This is a genomic window from Kitasatospora sp. Xyl93 (assembly GCF_055383135.1).
In genome coordinates this window covers 6,644,540-6,662,299 of sequence record NZ_AP029185.1, presented here as the reverse complement: position 1 = coordinate 6,662,299, position 17,760 = coordinate 6,644,540, and the positions used below count along the sequence as shown (strand labels likewise).

Below are 17,760 nucleotides of genomic sequence, written 5' to 3'. Positions count from 1 at the left end.
TCCGCCGCACCGGCCCGTTCCGGTCGAATGGGGCCACCGCCCGGGGCCGACCACAGCAGGTTCCGGCGGGGACCGCCAGGACGACGAGACAAGGGAGCGGGCCGTGATCGAGATCCAGGGCCTCACCAAGGAGTACGACGGCCGACGTGTCGTCGACGACCTGACCTTCGAGGTCCGGCCCGGCGTGGTGACCGGCTTCCTCGGCCCGAACGGCGCCGGCAAGAGCACCACCATGCGCCTGGTCCTCGGCCTCGACCGGCCGACCGCCGGGCGGGCCCTGGTCGCCGGGCGCCCCTACGTCGAACTCCGCGACCCGCTGCGGACGGTCGGCGCGCTGCTGGACGCCCAGGCGCTGCACGGCGGCCGGACCGCGCACGGCCACCTGCGCTGGCTCGCCGCGAGCAACGGACTGCCGGCCCGGCGGGTCGACGAGGTGCTCGGCCAGGTCGGCCTGGCGGAGGCCGCCGGACGGCGGATCCGGGGCTTCTCGCTCGGCATGCGCCAGCGCCTCGGCGTGGCCGCCGCGCTGCTCGGCGACCCGCCGGTCCTGCTGCTGGACGAGCCCGTGAACGGCCTGGACCCGGAAGGCATCCGCTGGATCCGCACCCTGCTGCGCGACCTGGCCGCCGAGGGCCGGTCGGTACTGGTCTCCTCCCACCTGATGACCGAAATGGCGCTCACCGCAGACCACTTGGTGGTGATCGGGCGCGGCCGGCTGCTCGCCGACGCCGCCACCGCCGAGTTCATCGACCGCCACGGCCGGACCCGGATCAGGGTCCGCGCCGTCGACCCCACCAAGCTCGCCGCCCTGCTCCACGACCCCGGTCACGGCTTCGACGCCACCGAGGTCGACGGCGGAGCCTGGGAGGTGAGCGGCGCCGAACCCGAGCGGATCGCCGCGCTCGCCGCCGCCCACGGCGTGGTGCTGTACGAGATCGCCGTACGACAGGACTCCCTGGAGGACGCGTTCATGCGGATGACCGCCGACAGCGTCGAGTACCGCGCGGAGGCCACCGCATGAGCGCGCCGACCCTCGCCGCAACGCCGGCCGCAACTCCGTCCGCGACTCCTGCCGTGACCTCCGCCGGGGCACCTGCCGTCAACGCCCTGCGCGCCGAGCGGATCAAGCTCACGACCCTCCGCTCGCTCTGGATCACGCCCCTGCTCGCTCCGGTGCTCACCGCCGGCGTCACCACTGCCGTCGGCGCGGCCCTCGGCGGCAAGGACGACAGCCTCACCGACGACCCCGGTGTCGGCGTCTTCTACGGCCTCAACTTCGGTCAGGCCGCACTGATCTGCTTCGGCATCCTGCTGATCGGCCAGGAGTTCAACACCCGCATGATCGGTGTGTCGCTCACCGCCGTCCCGCGACGCGGCCGGCTGTACGGTGCCAAGTTGGCGCTCGGAACGCTGGTCGGACTGGCGGTCGGCGCCGTCGCCACGGCGGGCGCCTTCGCCGGGTACGCGGCCACCGTCCCGGCCGACTGGGACGGGGATGCCTTCGTCCGCGCCGCCGTCGCCGGGGTGCTCTACCAGACGATGCTGGTGGTGTTCTGCCTCGGCACGACCGCCCTATTGGGAAACCTCACCGCCGCCATGGGCCTGCTGATCCCGTCCCTGTTCCTGGTCTCACCGCTGCTCGGCAGCGTGCCCGGAGCGCGCCGGGTGGTCCAGTTCCTGCCCGACCGGGCCGGCCGGTACGCCCTGCGGTACGCCGACGACCCGCAGGTCGTCTACGGCCACTGGACCGGGCTGCTGATCATGGCGTTCTGGACCGCCCTGGCGGCGTACGGCGGCCTACGGGCGATGCGGCGCGCCAAGTGAGCCCGGGGGGACGGGAGTTCGGGCGGAAGAGAAGGCCGGGAAGCGCGCCACTGGAGACGGGACACGGCAGATGGGAGAGGGGAGCGACGATGAGCACGATGGCCGACGCGCTGCGCGCAGAACGGGTCAAGTTCACCACCCTGCCCTCGCAGTGGGCGGCCCCGCTGGTCGCCCTGGTGCTGACCGTCGGCGTCACGGCGGCCGTCAACGCCGCCTACGGGGCGAAGGACCACACGGTCGGCGAGGACCCGGCCGGCGGGATCTTCTACGGGCTGCTCTTCGGTCACGTCGCGGTCGCCTGCCTCGGCATCCTGCTGATCGGGCAGGAGTTCAACACCCGCATGATCGGCACCTCGCTCACCGCCGTCCCCCGACGCGGCCGGCTGTACGGTGCCAAGCTCGCGCTCGGCGCCGGGCTGGGCCTGCTGCTCGGGCTGGCCTCGACGGCGGGTTCCTTCCTGGCCGTCGGCGCCACCGTCGGCCTGGACCTCTCCACTCCCGGCCTGACCCGCAGCTTTCTGGCCGGCGTGCTGTACCACCCGATGATGGTGCTGCTCTGCCTCGGACTGACCGCCGCGCTGGGCAACTTCAGCGCCGCGCTCGGCCTGCTGACGCCGATGGTGTTCCTGGGCACCACCTGGCTGGCCGCCATCCCCGGCGTCCGCGAACTCGGCCAGTTCCTGCCCGACCGGGCCGGCCTGTACGCGACGCGCACCCAACCGGAGGCGGGCATCCACTACGGCCACTGGACCGGGCTGCTGATCATGGCGCTCTGGACCGCCCTGGCGGTCTACGGCGGCCTACGGGCGATGCGGCGGTACGAGCAGAGCTGAGGGGCGGCGAGGAACAGCCACAGATGACAGCGAACAGATGACAGATTTCGAAGTCTGTCATCTGTTCGCTGTCATCTGTTCGCTGTCGGCCGTCAGCTGTCATCCGTTCGCTGCCGGCCGCCACCCCGTCACCGCAGCGCCGGGTGCTCCGCGATCACCGTGCAGCTGCCCGGCGCGATCTCGGTGAAGCCCGCGTCCTGGACCACCGGCAGCCCGCAGCGGACGAGCTCCTCCCACGCGTCCGGCGAGGCCGTCCGGACCGCGAGCGCGAAGCCGGCCTCGGCCCACTCCTTGCGCTGCGCCTCGTCCAGCCGCCACCACGCGAGCTGGGCGGCGTGCCCGGTCTGCGCCATCGTCTTGCCCGCACTCATCTCCAGTTCGGGGTTGAGCCACAGCACCGGCAGCCCCGGCTCGGGTGCCCCGACCTCCGCCGTCTCCTCCAGGTCCGTCCCGGACACCTGGAGCTTGGCGAGTTCCTTGGGCCAGCCGTCCAGCAGGACCGGCGGGAACACCCGCACCTCGGCCTCCCGCCCGTGCACCGTGATGCCCGGCAGCTCGCCCGCCCGACGCCACTCCCCGCCCCGGGCCCGCCGGACCACCTTGCGGATCCGGGCGTCCTCCCAGGCGGCGACCCGCTCCGTCCACTCGCCGTCCGCCCCGGTCACCCGCGGGTCGGCCAGCAGCGTGAGCACCGCCCGCGCCGAGGTCTCCAGCGCGTCCGTCCGGCCCGGCGGAGTGGCCCGCTCCAGCCGGACGACCAGCGGCAGCACGTACTGCGGCCGCTCGTCACGGTCCTCGCGCCCCGCGGCGTCGACCGGGTCGGCGGCGGCCGCGGGACCGGCAGGGTCGGCCGCAGGAGCGGGAGTCACGGAGGCCGGAGCCGGAGAAGCGGAAGTCGGGGCGTCGGAATCGGTAGGAGAAGTCACCCGTCCAGGATGCCAGCCCCGTCCCGCCCGGTTCGGCCCGCCCCTCAGCGCCGGAAGCCGCGCTGCGGGTCCCGTTCCTCCGCGTCCTCGTACATCAGGAACCAGCCCTCCGGGTGGGTGGCCGCCAGCAGCGCCTCCGTGCGCTGCTCCGCCCCCAGCTCCGCGTCGCCGTCGTCCGGCCCGTAGACCCCGAACAGCTCGTCGTGGCAACCGTCCCAGTCGTAGTCGTAGAGGTCGGCGGGGAGGTCGCCCATCATGTCCGCCACCGACTCGGGCTGCGCGCCGAGCAGCGACCGGGCGTCCACCAGCGCCATCCGGAGGGCAAGCTCCTCCGCCAGGCAGCGCGGCAGCGGCCACTCGCCGAGCGCGAGGTCGTCGGCGAGGTCGTCGAAGGCCCGGGCCATCGCACGGCGCCAGCCCCGGTGCATCCGCCAGGTGCGCTCGGGAAGCCGGGCGAAGACCGTCCAGTCCACGTCCTCGCCGTCGGCGACGGGCTCGTCCCCGTGCTCGTCGAGGTCGTCGTACGCGGCGTCGGCCAGGCCGATCAGCTGGGCGTGGAGCAGGCAGGCGGTGCGCGGGGTGAGCGTCCAGTCCGCGCCCGCGCCGCCGTCCTCCTCGTCGCCCTCCAGCGGGAACAGGTCGGCGAAGTCGGGTGTGAAGTCCTCGGTGACGCTGATCTCCAGCGTTCCGCCGACCGCCTCGACCCCGGGGATGGCGGCCACCAGCCGGTCCGGATGGAGCAGCGCGCCGAGCGCCGCGTTGGCGTCCTCGGCGACCTCGCGCAGCAGTTCGCGGCGCTGGCCGGCCGGGTCGATGCCCTCGAACTCCAGTTCCTCGACGGCCCTGATCGCGGCCGCGCGCAGGGCCGGCCAGTCGGTGATCCGCAGGCCCAGCACCACCGTCGCCTCGATCTCCTGCGCGCCGGAGTCCTCCGCCGCGCCCGGCCCCTGTGGATGATCGCTTCGCTCGCCCATGGGGCTAACGGTACGGCCTTTCGGTCCCCCCATCACCGGTCGGGACCAGCTTCCGGACGCCTTCTCGGCCACGGTCCGGCCCTGCCTGGGTCACTCGGACGCAGGAACTTGGCAGGATGAGTCCCATGGCTGACATCAACGAGTACGGCGGCGGGCAGGGCCCGAACGCCGACGTCCTGGTCGTGACCACCAACGACATCCCCGGCTTCCGGGTCGACCACGTGATCGGCGAGGTCTTCGGGCTGACCGTGCGCAGCCGCCACATCGGCAGCCAGATCGGTGCCGGTCTGAAGTCGCTGATCGGCGGCGAGCTGCGCGGTCTGACGAAGACCCTGGTCGAGAGCCGCAACGAGGCGATGCAGCGGCTGATCGAGCAGACCAAGGCGCGCGGCGGCAACGCCGTCCTGATGATGCGCTTCGACGTCACGGAGGCGGCCGACGTCGGCACGGAGGTCTGCGCCTACGGCACCGCCGCGGTCATCTCCCCGGTCTCCTGACGTTCTCATCCGTGCGTCCCCGTTCGGGGGATCCGCTCCCGGGTGTCCGTTCGCGCCCCCGCTCCCGGGGGTCCGTTCGCGCCCCCACTGACGGGGCCGGGAACAGCCACCGCTCCGGCGATGTTTCACGGGCGTGACTGTTTACGGTGCAACGAACAGCGTTCAGCGACGCGTGGACGTGCTGGTGGTGGGCGCCGGGCAGGCAGGCCTGTCCGCCGCCTACCACCTGCGCCGCCGCGGCTTCGCCCCCTACCGGGCGGGCGCCGACGGCGGCTTCGTCGTGCTCGACGCCGACGCCGGTCCCGGCGGCGCCTGGGCGCACCGCTCGCCGTCCCTGCGGATGGCCACCGTGCACGGCTTCCACGACCTCCCGGACGCCGAACTCCCGCCGCCGGACCCCGAGGCCCCCGCGCGCGAGGTGGTGCCGGGGTACTTCGCGGCGTACGAGGCCCGGCACGCGCTCCCGGTCGTACGCCCGGTCACGGTGCGCGCCGTACGCGCCGAGTCCGCGGGCCGCGACTCCCGGCTGCTGGTCGAGACCGATCGCGGCACCTGGTCCACCCGCGCGCTGATCAACGCCACCGGCACCTGGACCCGCCCCTTCCTCCCGCACTACCCGGGCCGCTTCGCGGGCCGGCAGCTGCACTACGCGGAGTACCGCGGCCCCGAGGAGTTCGCGGGCAGGCGCGTGCTGGTGGTGGGCGGCGGCGCCTCGGCGATCCAGGTGCTGTCCGAGGTGGCCGCGGTCGGCGAGACGGTCTGGGTCACCCGCTCCGAACCCGTCTACCACGACGGACCGTTCACCCCCGAGTACGGGCGCGCGGTGGTCGCCAAGGTCGAGGAGCGGGTCCGGCAGGGCCTGCCGGTGCGCAGCGTGGTGAGCGTGACCGGGCTCGGCCCGTCCGTCGCCTACCGGCGCGCCGAGGAGCTGGGCGCGCTGCACCGCCGGCCGATGTTCGACCGCCTCACCGAGCACGGGGTCGCCTGGGGCGACGAGGAACTGGCGGTGGACGCGATCGTCTGGGCGACCGGATTCCGGCCCGAGGTCGGGCACCTCGCCCCGCTCGGGCTGCGCTCCCCCGGCGGCGGCATCGCGCTCACCGGCACCCGAGCCACCGCCGATCCCCGCGTCCACCTGGTCGGCTACGGCCCGTCCGCCAGCACGGTCGGCGCCAACCGGGCCGGCCGCGCGGCGGTCAACGACCTGGTCGAGCTGCTCGGGAATCCGGCGGCCGGAGGTTCGACGCTCGGAAAGCCGGTGCCGCAGCGATCGACACTCGGGCTCCGGGCTCCCGGGAGTCCGACTCCCGGGAGCCCGGCACCCGGGGCGCCGGTCGTGGAGCCCGCCGTGGTCTGAGGCTCAGCGGTCGTAGTCGACGGTCACCCGCTCGGTGACCGGGCGGGCCTGGCAGGTGAGGACGTAGCCGGCGGCCAGCTCCTTCTCCTCCAGCGCGAAGTTGCGGCGCATCTCCACCTCGCCCTCGGTGACCAGCGCGCGGCAGGTGCCGCACACCCCGCCCTTGCAGGCGAACGGCAGGTCGGGGCGGGAGCGCTGGGCGCCGTCCAGGATCGAGCGGTCGCGCGGGAGGCAGAGCGTGCTGCCGCGGCCGTCGAGGACGACGGTGACCTCGCTCTGCGGGCCCGACGCACCGTCGGCCGAGGCGTCGCCGCGGTCCCAGTCCTCGTCGCGCTCCGGGAGCGGCTCGTCCTCGGCGCGGAAGAGCTCCTGGTGCACCCGCTCGCCCGGCACGTCCAGCTCGGCGAGCAGGTCCTTCACCCCGACGACCATGCCGAACGGGCCGCACAGCCACCAGTGCCCGACGCTCCCGACGTCCACCAGCGCGGCCAGCAGGGCCCGTACCCGCTCCGGGTCCAGCCGGCCGCTGAGCAGCTCGGCGTCCCTGGTCTCCCGGGAGAGCACGTGGACCAGCTGGAAGCGGCCGAGGTAGCGGTCCTTCAGGTCGGCCAGCTCGTCCGCGAACATCACGGTGTCGCTGCGCCGGTTGCCGTAGAGCAGGGTGACGGTGGAGCGGCGGTCGGCGGCCAGCACGGAGGCGGCGATCGACAGCATCGGGGTGACGCCGGAGCCGGCCGCGAGCAGCACGTGGTCGGCCGCGACGCCGAGTTCGGGGGTGAACAGGCCGGACGGCGTCAGCACCTCCACCTCCTCGCCCGGCTTCGCCTCGCGCACCAGCCAGCGCGAGAACAGCCCGCCGGGCACCTCCCGGACGGCGATCCGCAGCGGCCCGCCCACCGGGGCGCAGATCGAGTACGAGCGGCGCTCGTCGGCGCCGTCGACCAGCTTGCGCAGGGTCAGGGTCTGCCCCGGCCGGAAGGCGTACTCCTGCGCCAGCCCGTCCGGCACCGCGAAGGTCACCGCCACGGCGTCCTCGCAGAGCCGCTCCACCCGGTCGATCCGCAACCGGTGGAAGGTCGGACGGCGGGCGGGGCGGATGCCGGGAGCCGGGGTGCCGGGAGACTGGGCGTCGGGCGCCGGGACAGCAGGCGCCTGGGCGTCGGACGCCTGGGTGTCGGCGGCGGGCGAGACGGCGGCGGACATTCAGATCTCCTTGACGCGTTCGAAGGGCTCCCGGCAGGCGCGGCAGCGCCAGAGCGCCTTGCAGGCGGTGGAGCCGAAGCGGGACAGCTCCTCCGTCTCCGTACCGCCGCAGAGCGGGCAGGGCACCCGGCTCTCGGCGGTTCCGGTGCGGGTCGGGCCGAGGGTGAGCGCCACCGGTCCGGCCGCGGCGGCCACGGCCAGGGCGGCGGTCGGGCGCGGCGGGGCGATGCCCGCCTCGGCGAGCTTGCGGCGGCCCTCGGCGGTGATCAGGTCGGTGGACCACGGCGGGTCCAGCCGCAGCCGCACCCGGACGTCCGGGTACCCGGCCGCACGCAGCCGGCGGTCCACGTCGGCGGCCATCTCGGCCACGGCGGGGCAGCCCGAATAGGTCGGGGTCAGCCAGGCGGTCACGGTGCCGCTGCCGCCGTCCACCTCGACCTCGGCCAGGACGCCCAGGTCGGCCAGGGTGAGCATGGGCAGCTCCGGGTCCGGGACGGCCGCGGCGACCGCCCAGGCCAGGTCGCGGGTCGTCGGGCCCTCCGGTGCCGCGGGGGCGGCCGTACCCGCGGCACTCGCTGTACCCGCCGTACCCGTCGCGGGCGCCGGTCCCCTCGCCACGTCGTCCGTCACCATGTCGCCCCCGGGTGGGCGCGGGCCACCACCTGGAGTTCGGCGAGCAGCGGACCGAGCGCCTCGGTGTGCACGCCGTCCCGGCCGCCCCGGCCGAGGACGGTGGCCAGCGGCGGTACGTCCGGCACGGTCAGTCCGGCCTCGGCCAGGACCGCGGCGATCGAGCCCAGCACCGGTTCGCGCAGGGTCGCCGGGTCGACGCCCGCCCGCAGCTCCACCGGGTGCGCCGTGAACAGCTCCTCCAACAGCGGCCAGACGGCGTCCAACCCGGCCTGCATCCGCTCGGCGGAGTACGGCGTGCCGTCGCCGAGGCGCAGCGTCCAGGCGGTGGCGTACTCCCGGTGGTACGCCAGCTCCTTGACCCCCCGGGCGGCGACCGCGGCCAGCACCGGATCGGGGTGCGCGCTCAGCGCCTCGTACAGGGCGCCGCGCGCGGTGGCGAACAGCAGCAGCCGGGCGATCGAGTATGCGAAGTCGCCGTTCGGCGTCTCCACCAGGCGTACGTTGCGGAACTCGTGCTCCTCCCGCCAGTACGCCAGGTCGTCCTCGGTGCGGCCGGTGCCGTCCGCCTGGCCGGCCCGGGTGAGCAGCAGCCGGGCCTGGCCGAGCAGGTCGAGGCCCAGGTTGGCGAGCGCGACCTCCTCCTCCAGCTCGGGCGCCCGGGTGCACCACTCGATCAGCCGCTGCGCGAGGACCAGGGCGTCGTCGCCCAGCATCTGGCAGTAGGCGGCGAGGTCGGCACCGTCCAGTCCGGCGGGCAGCGCGGTGTCCACGCCGAGCAGCGGGTCGGCGAAGCCCGTCCCGTACGCCCAGCGGCCCTCGCCCTCGGGGCCGGGGGCGGCGTCGACGAGGCTGAGGTAGACGTGGTCGTCCTGGTCGGCGCTCGCGCCGGTGCCGGTGGTGGAGGTGGTGTGGTCGTGCACGGTGGCTCCCCCGTCAGATGTGCGGGACATCCTCGGGGATGTCGTAGAAGGTCGGGTGGCGGTAGACCTTGTCGCCGCTGGGCTCGAAGAACGGGTCCCGCTCGTCCGGCGTGGAGGCGGTGATCGCGTCCGAACGGACCACCCAGAGGCTGACGCCCTCGTTGCGGCGGGTGTAGAGGTCGCGAGCGGCGAGCAGGGCCATCCGGTCGTCGGAGGCGTGCAGCGAGCCGACGTGGACGTGGTTCAGCCCGCGCCGGGGGCGCACGAACACCTCGTACAGCGGCCAGCCGGCCTTGGACCCGGCCGGGGAGCCAACCTGGGGGTCGGTCACTTTCCGTTCTCCTGTTCGGTGGGTCCGACGGCTTCGGTCGGTTCGACGGCTTCGGTGGGTTCGGCAGGTTCGGCGGCGTCGACGGGCTGGGCGGCTCCGGCGGCGCGCTTGGCCGCGTAGGCGACGGCCGCCTCGCGGACCCAGGCACCCTCCTCGTGCGCGGTGCGGCGGCGGTCGATCCGCTGGGTGTTGCAGGGGCCCTGGCCGTGGATGACCCTGGTCAGCTCGGACCAGTCCGGCTCGCCGAAGTCCCAGCCGCCGCGCTCCTCGTTCCAGCGCAGCTCGGGGTCCGGGAGGGTCACGCCCAGGTGCTCGGCCTGCGGGACGGTCATGTCGACGAAGCGCCGGCGCAGCTCGTCGTTGCTGTGCCGCTTGATCCGCCAGGCCATCGAGCGGGCGGAGTTCGGCGAGTCGGCGTCCGAGGGGCCGAACATCATCAGCGACGGCCACCACCAGCGGTCCACCGCGTCCTGCACCATCCGGCGCTGGCCCTCGGTGCCGCGCATCAGCGTCATCAGGAGCTCGTAGCCCTGGCGCTGGTGGAAGGACTCCTCCTTGCAGATCCGCACCATCGCGCGGGCGTACGGCCCGTAGCTGCAGCGGCAGAGCGGGACCTGGTTGCAGATCGCGGCGCCGTCCACCAGCCAGCCGATCACGCCGACGTCGGCGAAGGTGAGGGTCGGGTAGTTGAAGATCGAGGAGTACTTCTGGCGGCCGGAGATCAGTTTCTCGGTGAGCTCGGCACGGTCGACGCCGAGGGTCTCGGCGGCGGCGTAGAGGTAGAGGCCGTGGCCGGCCTCGTCCTGGGCCTTGGCGAGCAGGATGGCCTTGCGGCGCAGGGACGGCGCCCGCGTCAGCCAGTTGCCCTCGGGCTGCATGCCGATGATCTCGGAGTGGGCGTGCTGGGCGATCTGGCGGATCAAGGTGGCCCGGTAGGCGTCGGGCATCCAGTCCCTGGGCTCGATCCGCTGCTCGGCGGCGACGACCGCCTCGAACCGGACCTCCGGCGTCTGCGCGGGGACCGCCTCGGCCACCTCTGCTGTCACCACGGTCCCCTCTCGTGTCCTGCCCGGTCGGGTTGCCGGAGCACCGGCCGACCAACCGACTGACCGTTCGGTCGGTACCATTCTGCGCGGCGGGGCGGAGGGATGGCAAGGTGCGGAACAGATAACAGCCGACAGATTTCAGAATCTGTCAGCTGTCATCCGTCGGCTGCTCTCTGTTCGGTGTTAGTTGTTCGGGGTTCGAAGCTCGGGGTTCGGGGTTCGGGGTTCGGGGTTCGAAGCTCGGGGTTCGGGGTTCGGGGTTCGGGGTTCGGGGTTCGGGGTTCGGGGTTCGGGGTTCGGGGTTCGCTGATGCCGGTCAGCTGACCGCTGCTTGAGGTCTACCGTCAGCCGTCGGTCGTCTGCCGTCAGCAGCTCCCCGTCGGCTCATCCCTCCGCGCGGTCCCGCAGTCGCGGCAGGGGCACGGCGAGCAGCGCCGCCAGCAGCGTGAGCCGGGGGGCGATCTGGTCGAGCCGGATGTGCTCGTGCCGGGCGTGGGCTCCGGCGCCCACCGCGCCGAAGCCGTCCAGGGTCGGGAGCCCGCGCGAGCCCGGCAGGTTGGTGTCCCCCGCCCCGCCCGCCGGGGCACCGTCCAGCTGCTGCCCGAGCACGGCGGCGAGCGAGCGCACGTGCCGCAGCAGCGGGTTCCCGGTCCGCTCGGGCCAGGCCGGACGGCTGGACAGCACCTCCGTACGGACCCGGGCCCCCGGTCGCAGCGCGGTGAGCCGGGCGAGGTCGTCCAGCGTGCGGCGCTGCGCCTCGACGGTGGCGAACCGCAGGCCCAACTCGGCCTCGGCCCGCCCGGCGACCACGTTGGCGCGCGAACCACCGCTGATCCGACCGGCGTTGAGCTCGGTACCGGGCTGCCCGGCGAGGCCACGCACCAGCACGAGCTGGTCCACCAGCTCGTCGACCGCGGACACCCCGTCCCGGGCGTCGTTGCCCGCGTGCGCCTCCCGGCCGGTCACGGTGAGCCGCACCCGGGTGCTGCCGCGCCGGGCTGTCTTCAACCGGCCGTCCGGGTGCGGGGGTTCGAGCCCGAGGACCGCGGCGGCACCGCGCAGCTGGCGCTCGACCAGGCGCCGCCCGTCCGGGCTGCCCACCTCCTCGTCGGAGACGACGACCAGGCGGACGGTCCGGTGCGGGCGCTCGCCCAGGTCCGCGAGGAGCCCCAACGCGCCCTCCAGGATGGCGAGTCCACCCTTCATGTCGACCACACCGGGGCCGGTGAGCCGACCGTCCTGCTCGGTCACCGGCCAGTCCGCGAGCGTGCCGACCGGCCAGACGGTGTCGTGGTGGCCGACGATCAGCAGGTGCGGCAGGGACTCGTCCCGTCCCTCCCATTCCAGTACGAGGTGGTCCCCGGCCGGCCCGGGTTCACGCCGGGCGGTCGCACCGGTGGCACGGAAGCCCGCGGCCAACTCCTCGGCGAGGGCGTCGAGTCTGGGGGCGTCCCCACTCGGTGACTCGATCCGCGCCAGATCGACGCAGCGGCGCCGGACGGCGCCGGCGAGGGTACGGGCACGGGTGCTGAGCGCCTGCGGCAGGCCGGGCAGCGCCGCGGTGACGGCGGCGACGGTCCCGGAGGCGGTGGCCGCGGCGGCGGCGGTGGCGGTGGCGGTCGCGGTGGCGGTCGCGGTCGCGGTCGCGGCTGACCCTGTCACGGCCTTCGCGACAGCGGCCGGCGCGGCTGAGGTCTGGGCGTCCGCGTTCTTCGGCACCGCGCTCTTGGCGACGACGGGTCTGGTGGCGGAGGACTTCACGAGGGCGGACTTGGCGGCCGTGGATTTGGCTGCGGCCACCTGGGCCACGGCGGCCTTCGCGGCGGTGGCCTGAACCGAGACGGCCGGAATCATAGTGGCCGCAGCGTGAGCGGCAGTTGCCGCGCCGCCGACGTCAGCCGTCGCGGTGGCCGCGGCCGCCGCGGGGAGGGGCTCGCCGTCGGCGGCGGCCGGGTCGGTGGCCGAGGTCGGATCGGGTTGCGCGGCGGCGCCCGGCACGGCGGGCGACCCCATGGTCCGGGGACTCAACGCTCGCCTCCGCGGCCGCCGCCGGTATTCAGCGGCCGTACCGGCCGACCGCTCCCACCCGCGTACCAGGCCCGGCCTGACCGCACCGGTCGGCCGGATTGATGGGCGGCCCACCGGATCGGCCCGTCTGGCCCAAGTACGGTGGAACGGTTGGGCGGCGTGCTTGGCATGGTGCGTCCTCCTCGCTCGATCCGGTGGCCCCGGTCCGCCCGGAGCCCCGTGGACGGCGGCTTCCTGGTGACGGGCGCAGTGGCCGGACCGCCGCAGGGAAGCCGAGATGTGAGCCTAGAAGAACCGTTCGGTTTCCTGCGAGGTGGCCCTGCTCCCAGCGTGCCGGTACCGGGCCCCGCTTCGGAGGCCGCCCGGCCGCGATCGGCGCGGGCGCTCGGCGCGCGGGCCTGGATCGGCGCGCGGGCGCGGTCGCCGATCGCGCCCATCTCCACCATGGACCCGCCGCCCGAGATCGGCAGCGCAAACGGCCAAGGCACGGCATTTCCACGCCGGATGGGTGACAGCGGCTCAGCCCGCGGTACGAACCGGGAGCACGCGACGGCTCAGGGAAGCCCGCCTCGTCGCTCGCCCTGACTCCGCGGGAACATCCGGGGAACACCCGCGTGAACACCGGCCGATGCCGTGCCCCGGTGTGCCCCGCCGAGCACCGACGTGCCTCGGCTGCCGTCCGGGGCGCGCGACATGGCGATATCGGGGACCGGCGGGCGATCGCCCGGGCACGGCGGTGGAGCACCTCAGACACGAACGTGCACGTACGGGCACGCACGTACGGGCACGCACGTACACGACCGACCGACCGGAACCCTGGTGCCCGGCCCCGAGCGCGCAGCCGCTCCCGACCGTCCGCCCTCAGCCCCCGTCGCCCACCAGCCCTGCGTCGCGGGCGAGGAGCGCCGCCTGGACCCGGTTGCCGACTCCGAGCCCGGTCAGGATCCGGCTGACGTGCGCCTTGACGGTGCTCTCGCGCATCCCGAGCACGCCCGCGATCTCCGCATTGGAGAGCCCGTCGGCGAGTTCGCGCAGTACGTCGGTCTCCCGCGGGGTGAGCCCGGCGACCCGGCTACGGGCGGCCACGGACCGGGGCGCCCCGACCCGGTGGTAGCGGTCGATCAGCCGCCGTGCGGCCGCCGGGTGCAGCATTCCCTGGCCGCCCGCGACGACATGGACGGCACGGGCGATCTCCGCGGGCGGGGTGTCCTTCAGCAGGAAGCCGTCCGCCCCCGCCGCGAGCGCCTGGTACACGTACTCGTCCAGGTCGAAGGTGGTGAGGGCGATGACCCGCGGCCCGTCCGGGAGTTCGCGCAACCGCCGGGTGGCGGCGATCCCGTCGAGCCGGGGCATGCGGATGTCCATCAGTGCGACGTCGATCCGCCGACTGCCGGCGAGTTCGACGGCCTGCAGCCCGTCGGCGGCCTCAGCGACCACGGTGAGCGCCGGGTCCTGGGTCAGGAGGTCGACCAGGCCGAGGCGCACCAGCGCGTCGTCGTCGACCACCATGGTTCGGATCATGCGGCGCCCTTCGGCTGCGTTCCCGGTTGCTGCTCCGGTTCCTTCGGTTCCTTCAGCTGCTTCGGCTCCTTCGCTTGCGTCGGTTGCGTTGCTGGCTCTGGCTGTCGCACCCCTCGCACCCCTTGCACCCCTTCCGGCGACTGCCGTGCCCGTCGTATCCCGTGCCCCGGCCGCGGCGACGCCCGCCCCGGCTGGGGCGCCGGACCGTCGCCACGGGCTGGAGCCCGGTCGGGCACCCCCGGCGGCGGGCGGTCCGGCGCGGGCAACCGGGCGGAGAGCCGGAAGCCTCCGCTGCCGTCCGGACCGGCGGCGAGGTGGCCGCCGAGGGCTCCGACCCGTTCGGCCAGCCCCACCAGCCCGTACCCGCTGCCGGTGCCCGTCCCGTCCGGCGGCACCCCGCCAGGACCGTTGCGGACCTCGACCGTCGTCGCCGGCGCCCCGTAGCCGACCCGGACGGTGACGGGCGCGGCGTACGCGTACCTGCGGGCGTTGGTCAGCGCCTCCTGGACCAGCCGGTGCACGGCCAGCCGGTGGGTGGTCGGGACGGTCTCCGGGTCTCCGGAGAGGGCGAGTTCGACCTGTTGCCCGGCCTGGGTCGCCTCGCCGACGAGTTCGGTGAGGTCGCGCAGGGCTGGTGCCGGGACCCGCCCGGCCTCGGCGGGCGCGGACGGCTCGCTCCCCGGGGCAGGCGGGGCCGGCGGGTCGGCCCGCAGCGCGCCCAGGACGTCGCGCAGGTCGTCGAGTGAACGGGCGGCGGTGGTGCGCAGCAGTTCGAGGCGGTGGGTGAGCCGGTCGAGGTCGGCGGTGACGGTGCCGGCGCCGGCCTGGTCGCGCAACACCCCGGCGTGCAGCACCAGGAGGCTGAGCCGGTGGGCCAGCACGTCGTGCATCTCCCTGGCGATCCGGGCGCGTTCGGCGGCCCGGGCCTGTTCGGCGCGCAGCTCACGCTCGCGACGCAGCGCGTCCACCTGCTCGTGCAGGGTGCGGATCAGCACCCGTCTGCCGTGCAGCCACAGACCGACGGCCAGGACGGCGGCCTGGACGAGGAGTTGGGACCCGGCGCCGCCGAACCAGCCGACCAGCGAATCCGCGGCCGTCGCGCTGGTCACGGCGATGACCGCGCCGCCCGCCGTCGCGGCGCCCGTCCGGCCGAGGGAGGCGAGGTGGAAGACGCTGAACAGGCCGGGGAAGGCCCGGTTGAACAGCCCACCGGTGAACACCGGCAGCACGGCCGCGGCCACCGGGTAGCGGCGGGCGAAGAGGAGCGAGAGCGCGGCGAGCGCGGCCACCACCGTACGCGGCAGGCGCAGCGGCCCGTCGGACCGCGTCCACTGGACCAGCGCCTCCTCGACGGCCAGGGCGAGCAGGCCGATCAGCAACAACGTGTCCGTACCGGCCCGGTGGCCCGGCCCGTACCAGCCCAGCACACTCCTGCGCATGGCGCTCCTCCTTTCCCCTCTCCCCACTCCGAGAGCCTTCCGCACGGCCGCCGTCCGGCACTTCGGGCTCGATGCTAGGGGCGCTCGGCCGCGGACCGCCTCTGTCTTCCGGCTAACCTCACCCTCGACTTTCGTCGGGGGTCGGCGCCGCTGACCGGCCGATTCGCGGCGGATCGGCTCTGCCTAGCGTCGACGGCATGACCGACGAACGGCTCCACCACCGACCCGACTCCCCTTCCGCCCGGTACAGTTCGCCCTCCGGCGGGGACCACCTGCTGTTCCTCGCCGAGGCGCTGCGCACCTTCCACGACACCGGCGCACTGGCCCCGAGCGGCCCGGAGCTGGTGAACGCGCTGGTGGTACCGGCCACCAGCCGCCCGAACCGTCCGATCTCGGTGCTGGAGGTCGGCGCCGGCACGGGCGCGGTGACCCGTCGGCTGGCCCAGGTGCTGCGCCCGGGCGACCGGTTGCACGTCGTCGAGGCCAACCCGCGGTTCGCCGACCGGCTGCGGGAGGACCCGGTCCTGGCCGCGCGCCACCCGGGGGTGGGGCTGCGGCTGTCGGCCTGCCGGATCGAGGAACTGCCGGAGTACCGCCCGCCGCTGCCGGACGGGGCCGGGCCGGAGGACGGCTCGCAGCGGTACGACGTGATCGTGTCCGGGCTGCCGTTCACCAACTTCGAGCCCGCGCAGGTGCGCGACATCCTCGACCTCTACCTGCGGCTGCTGGCGCCCGGCGGTGAGCTGACGTACTTCGGGTACCTCGGCACGACGACGGCCCGCACCCTCGCCTCGGGCCCCCGCCGGGGCGCCCGTCACCGGGCGGTGGTGCGGCTGCTGCGACGGTTCGAGGCGACGTACGGCCTGGGCGAGCGCACGGTGTGGCGCAATGTGCCGCCCGCCCGCGCCTACCTCCTGCGGTCACCGGGCGGGCGCGAGACCTGGGTCCCGGCCGAAGAGGGCCCCGCCGCCGACACGACGGACGGGACGGGGGCGGGACGGACGTCGGTCAGGAACAGATGACAAAAGACAGATGACAGATTTCAACTTTCAGATGACAGACGACAGCGAACAGATTTTGAAATCTGTTCGCTGTCGTGCCATAGTGACACCCGGGTCACCCTGCCCCCGCCTCCCGGCACCGCACTGTCCCCTTGGAGCACCCGTGTCCTCGCACACCCGCCCCGCCCAGCGCACCCTCGGCACCACCGGCCCGGTCACCTCGGCCCTCGGCCTCGGCTGCATGGGCATGTCCGACCTCTACGGCCCGGCCGACAAGGCCGAGAGCATCGCCACCATCCACGCCGCCCTCGACGCCGGGATCACCCTCCTCGACACCGGCGACTTCTACGGCATGGGCCACAACGAGCTGCTGATCCACGAGGCGCTGCGCGGCCGCGACCGCGAGAGCGTGCAGATCAGCGTGAAGTACGGCGCCCAGCGCGGCCCCGACGGCCAGTGGCTCGGCTACGACACGAGCCCCGCCGCCACCAAGACCGCGCTCTCCTACACCCTGCGCCGCCTGCGCACCGACCACGTCGACGTCTACCGCCCGGCCCGCCTGGACCCGAACGTCCCGATCGAGGAGACCGTCGGCGCCATCGCCGATCTGGTGAAGGCCGGCTACGTCCGCCACATCGGGCTCTCCGAGGTCGGCGCCGACACCCTGCGCCGGGCCGCCGCCGTCCACCCGATCAGCGACCTCCAGATCGAGTACTCACTGCTCTCCCGCTCGATCGAGACCGCCGTCCTGCCCACCGCCCGCGAACTCGGCATCGGTGTCACCGCCTACGGCGTGCTCTCCCGCGGCCTGCTCAGCGGCCACTGGGGTTCGGACCGCGCCCTCGCCGGCACCGACTTCCGCAGCCACAGCCCCCGCTTCCAGGGCGAGAACCTGACCCACAACCTGGCCCTGGTCGACGCCCTGCGCGAGATCGCAGCCGCGCGGGGTGCGACCGTCGCCCAGGTCGCCATCGCCTGGGTGGCCTCGCGCGGGCAGGACATCGTCCCGCTGGTCGGCGCCCGTCGCCGGGACCGTCTGACCGAGGCCCTCGGCGCACTCGACGTCACGCTGACCGAGGCCGACCTCGCCGCCGTCGAGGCCGCCGTACCCGCCGGCTCGGCCGCCGGTGACAGGTACGCTGCCGCACAGATGGCCCACCTGGACAGCGAGCACTGACCGCCCCACCGGCGCCATCGGCGCACGCCCCGACCGCACGACCCTAAGGA

General features: G+C 74.3%; 17 protein-coding genes. 7 read left to right on the top strand and 10 right to left on the bottom strand.

Annotation, left to right across the window (positions count from 1 at the left end):
- Positions 1-103 precede the first annotated feature (103 nt).
- The 3 genes from ACZ5GH_RS28960 (at position 104) to ACZ5GH_RS28950 (ending at position 2,657) form a co-directional block, all read left to right on the top strand.
- Positions 104-1,021: an ABC transporter ATP-binding protein gene (locus tag ACZ5GH_RS28960; protein WP_464335727.1), complete on the top strand. Its 918-nt coding sequence runs from the start codon at positions 104-106 to the stop codon at positions 1,019-1,021.
- Positions 1,018-1,824 (top strand): hypothetical protein, encoded by an 807-nt coding sequence (locus ACZ5GH_RS28955; protein ID WP_464335726.1) that lies wholly within the window; start codon positions 1,018-1,020, stop codon positions 1,822-1,824. The genes ACZ5GH_RS28960 and ACZ5GH_RS28955 overlap by 4 nt, the downstream gene beginning before the upstream one ends.
- Positions 1,825-1,913: 89 nt before the next feature.
- Positions 1,914-2,657: a hypothetical protein gene (locus ACZ5GH_RS28950; protein ID WP_464335725.1), complete on the top strand. Its 744-nt coding sequence runs from the start codon at positions 1,914-1,916 to the stop codon at positions 2,655-2,657.
- 128 nt (positions 2,658-2,785) lie between these two features.
- On the opposite strand, the gene ACZ5GH_RS28945 is transcribed toward ACZ5GH_RS28950, so the two are convergent.
- Together ACZ5GH_RS28945 and ACZ5GH_RS28940 are read right to left on the bottom strand one after the other, a co-directional pair.
- Positions 2,786-3,526: an aminoacyl-tRNA hydrolase gene (locus tag ACZ5GH_RS28945; RefSeq protein WP_464335724.1), complete on the bottom strand. Its 741-nt coding sequence runs from the start codon at positions 3,524-3,526 to the stop codon at positions 2,786-2,788.
- Positions 3,527-3,627: 101 nt separating this feature from the next.
- Positions 3,628-4,557 carry a hypothetical protein gene (locus ACZ5GH_RS28940; protein ID WP_387757698.1) on the bottom strand — a complete coding sequence of 310 codons (930 nt, stop codon included), beginning with the start codon at positions 4,555-4,557 and terminating at the stop codon, positions 3,628-3,630.
- Positions 4,558-4,682: 125 nt separating this feature from the next.
- Here ACZ5GH_RS28940 and ACZ5GH_RS28935 point away from each other — a divergent pair, with 125 nt between their 5' ends.
- Both ACZ5GH_RS28935 and ACZ5GH_RS28930 read left to right on the top strand, forming a co-directional pair.
- A complete protein-coding gene (locus ACZ5GH_RS28935; RefSeq protein WP_387757697.1) occupies positions 4,683-5,054 on the top strand; it encodes a YbjQ family protein in 372 nt (123 codons plus the stop codon).
- Between the two features lie 172 nt (positions 5,055-5,226).
- Positions 5,227-6,411: an NAD(P)-binding domain-containing protein gene (locus tag ACZ5GH_RS28930; RefSeq protein WP_464335723.1), complete on the top strand. Its 1,185-nt coding sequence runs from the start codon at positions 5,227-5,229 to the stop codon at positions 6,409-6,411.
- A 3-nt stretch (positions 6,412-6,414) separates the two neighbouring features.
- On the opposite strand, the gene paaE is transcribed toward ACZ5GH_RS28930, so the two are convergent.
- From paaE to ACZ5GH_RS28890, 8 genes are all read right to left on the bottom strand, one after another.
- Entirely contained in the window at positions 6,415-7,614 is a 1,200-nt protein-coding gene (gene paaE, locus ACZ5GH_RS28925) for a 1,2-phenylacetyl-CoA epoxidase subunit PaaE (RefSeq protein WP_464335722.1), read from the bottom strand.
- The gene (gene paaD, locus ACZ5GH_RS28920; protein ID WP_464335721.1) at positions 7,615-8,247 is read right to left on the bottom strand and encodes a 1,2-phenylacetyl-CoA epoxidase subunit PaaD; all 633 of its coding nucleotides are present in this window, start codon (positions 8,245-8,247) and stop codon (positions 7,615-7,617) included.
- On the bottom strand, positions 8,241-9,167 hold the full coding sequence (paaC, locus tag ACZ5GH_RS28915; RefSeq protein WP_464335720.1) for a 1,2-phenylacetyl-CoA epoxidase subunit PaaC: 927 nt from the start codon (positions 9,165-9,167) through the stop codon (positions 8,241-8,243). The genes paaD and paaC overlap by 7 nt, the downstream gene beginning before the upstream one ends.
- Before the next feature lie 13 nt (positions 9,168-9,180).
- Positions 9,181-9,498, bottom strand: a complete 318-nt coding sequence (gene paaB / locus ACZ5GH_RS28910) for a 1,2-phenylacetyl-CoA epoxidase subunit PaaB (protein WP_387757691.1) — start codon at positions 9,496-9,498, stop codon at positions 9,181-9,183.
- Positions 9,495-10,625, bottom strand: a complete 1,131-nt coding sequence (paaA, locus tag ACZ5GH_RS28905) for a 1,2-phenylacetyl-CoA epoxidase subunit PaaA (protein WP_464335719.1) — start codon at positions 10,623-10,625, stop codon at positions 9,495-9,497. The genes paaB and paaA overlap by 4 nt, the downstream gene beginning before the upstream one ends.
- A gap of 303 nt (positions 10,626-10,928) precedes the next feature.
- A complete protein-coding gene (locus tag ACZ5GH_RS28900) occupies positions 10,929-12,572 on the bottom strand; it encodes a M20 family metallopeptidase (protein WP_464335718.1) in 1,644 nt (547 codons plus the stop codon).
- 861 nt (positions 12,573-13,433) lie between these two features.
- Positions 13,434-14,093 carry a response regulator gene (locus tag ACZ5GH_RS28895; RefSeq protein WP_464335717.1) on the bottom strand — a complete coding sequence of 220 codons (660 nt, stop codon included), beginning with the start codon at positions 14,091-14,093 and terminating at the stop codon, positions 13,434-13,436.
- Positions 14,090-15,532, bottom strand: a complete 1,443-nt coding sequence (locus tag ACZ5GH_RS28890; RefSeq protein WP_464335716.1) for a sensor histidine kinase — start codon at positions 15,530-15,532, stop codon at positions 14,090-14,092. Before ACZ5GH_RS28890 ends, ACZ5GH_RS28895 begins: the two co-directional genes overlap by 4 nt.
- Before the next feature lie 197 nt (positions 15,533-15,729).
- Between ACZ5GH_RS28890 and ACZ5GH_RS28885 the strand changes: the two genes are divergently transcribed.
- On the top strand, positions 15,730-16,554 hold the full coding sequence (locus ACZ5GH_RS28885) for a class I SAM-dependent methyltransferase (protein WP_387757683.1): 825 nt from the start codon (positions 15,730-15,732) through the stop codon (positions 16,552-16,554).
- A gap of 220 nt (positions 16,555-16,774) precedes the next feature.
- The gene (locus tag ACZ5GH_RS28880) at positions 16,775-17,710 is read left to right on the top strand and encodes an aldo/keto reductase (protein WP_387757780.1); all 936 of its coding nucleotides are present in this window, start codon (positions 16,775-16,777) and stop codon (positions 17,708-17,710) included.
- Positions 17,711-17,760 lie beyond the last annotated feature (50 nt).

Coding starts and splice junctions, on each gene's coding strand:
- paaD (WP_464335721.1), bottom strand. CDS start 8,247: ATGGTGACGGACGACGTGGCGAGGGGACCGGCGCCCGCGACGGGTACG.
- ACZ5GH_RS28950 (WP_464335725.1), top strand. CDS start 1,914: ATGAGCACGATGGCCGACGCGCTGCGCGCAGAACGGGTCAAGTTCACC.
- ACZ5GH_RS28885 (WP_387757683.1), top strand. CDS start 15,730: ATGACCGACGAACGGCTCCACCACCGACCCGACTCCCCTTCCGCCCGG.
- ACZ5GH_RS28935 (WP_387757697.1), top strand. CDS start 4,683: ATGGCTGACATCAACGAGTACGGCGGCGGGCAGGGCCCGAACGCCGAC.
- paaE (WP_464335722.1), bottom strand. CDS start 7,614: ATGTCCGCCGCCGTCTCGCCCGCCGCCGACACCCAGGCGTCCGACGCC.
- ACZ5GH_RS28890 (WP_464335716.1), bottom strand. CDS start 15,532: ATGCGCAGGAGTGTGCTGGGCTGGTACGGGCCGGGCCACCGGGCCGGT.
- ACZ5GH_RS28955 (WP_464335726.1), top strand. CDS start 1,018: ATGAGCGCGCCGACCCTCGCCGCAACGCCGGCCGCAACTCCGTCCGCG.
- paaA (WP_464335719.1), bottom strand. CDS start 10,625: ATGGTACCGACCGAACGGTCAGTCGGTTGGTCGGCCGGTGCTCCGGCA.
- ACZ5GH_RS28895 (WP_464335717.1), bottom strand. CDS start 14,093: ATGATCCGAACCATGGTGGTCGACGACGACGCGCTGGTGCGCCTCGGC.
- ACZ5GH_RS28940 (WP_387757698.1), bottom strand. CDS start 4,557: ATGGGCGAGCGAAGCGATCATCCACAGGGGCCGGGCGCGGCGGAGGAC.
- ACZ5GH_RS28880 (WP_387757780.1), top strand. CDS start 16,775: ATGGGCATGTCCGACCTCTACGGCCCGGCCGACAAGGCCGAGAGCATC.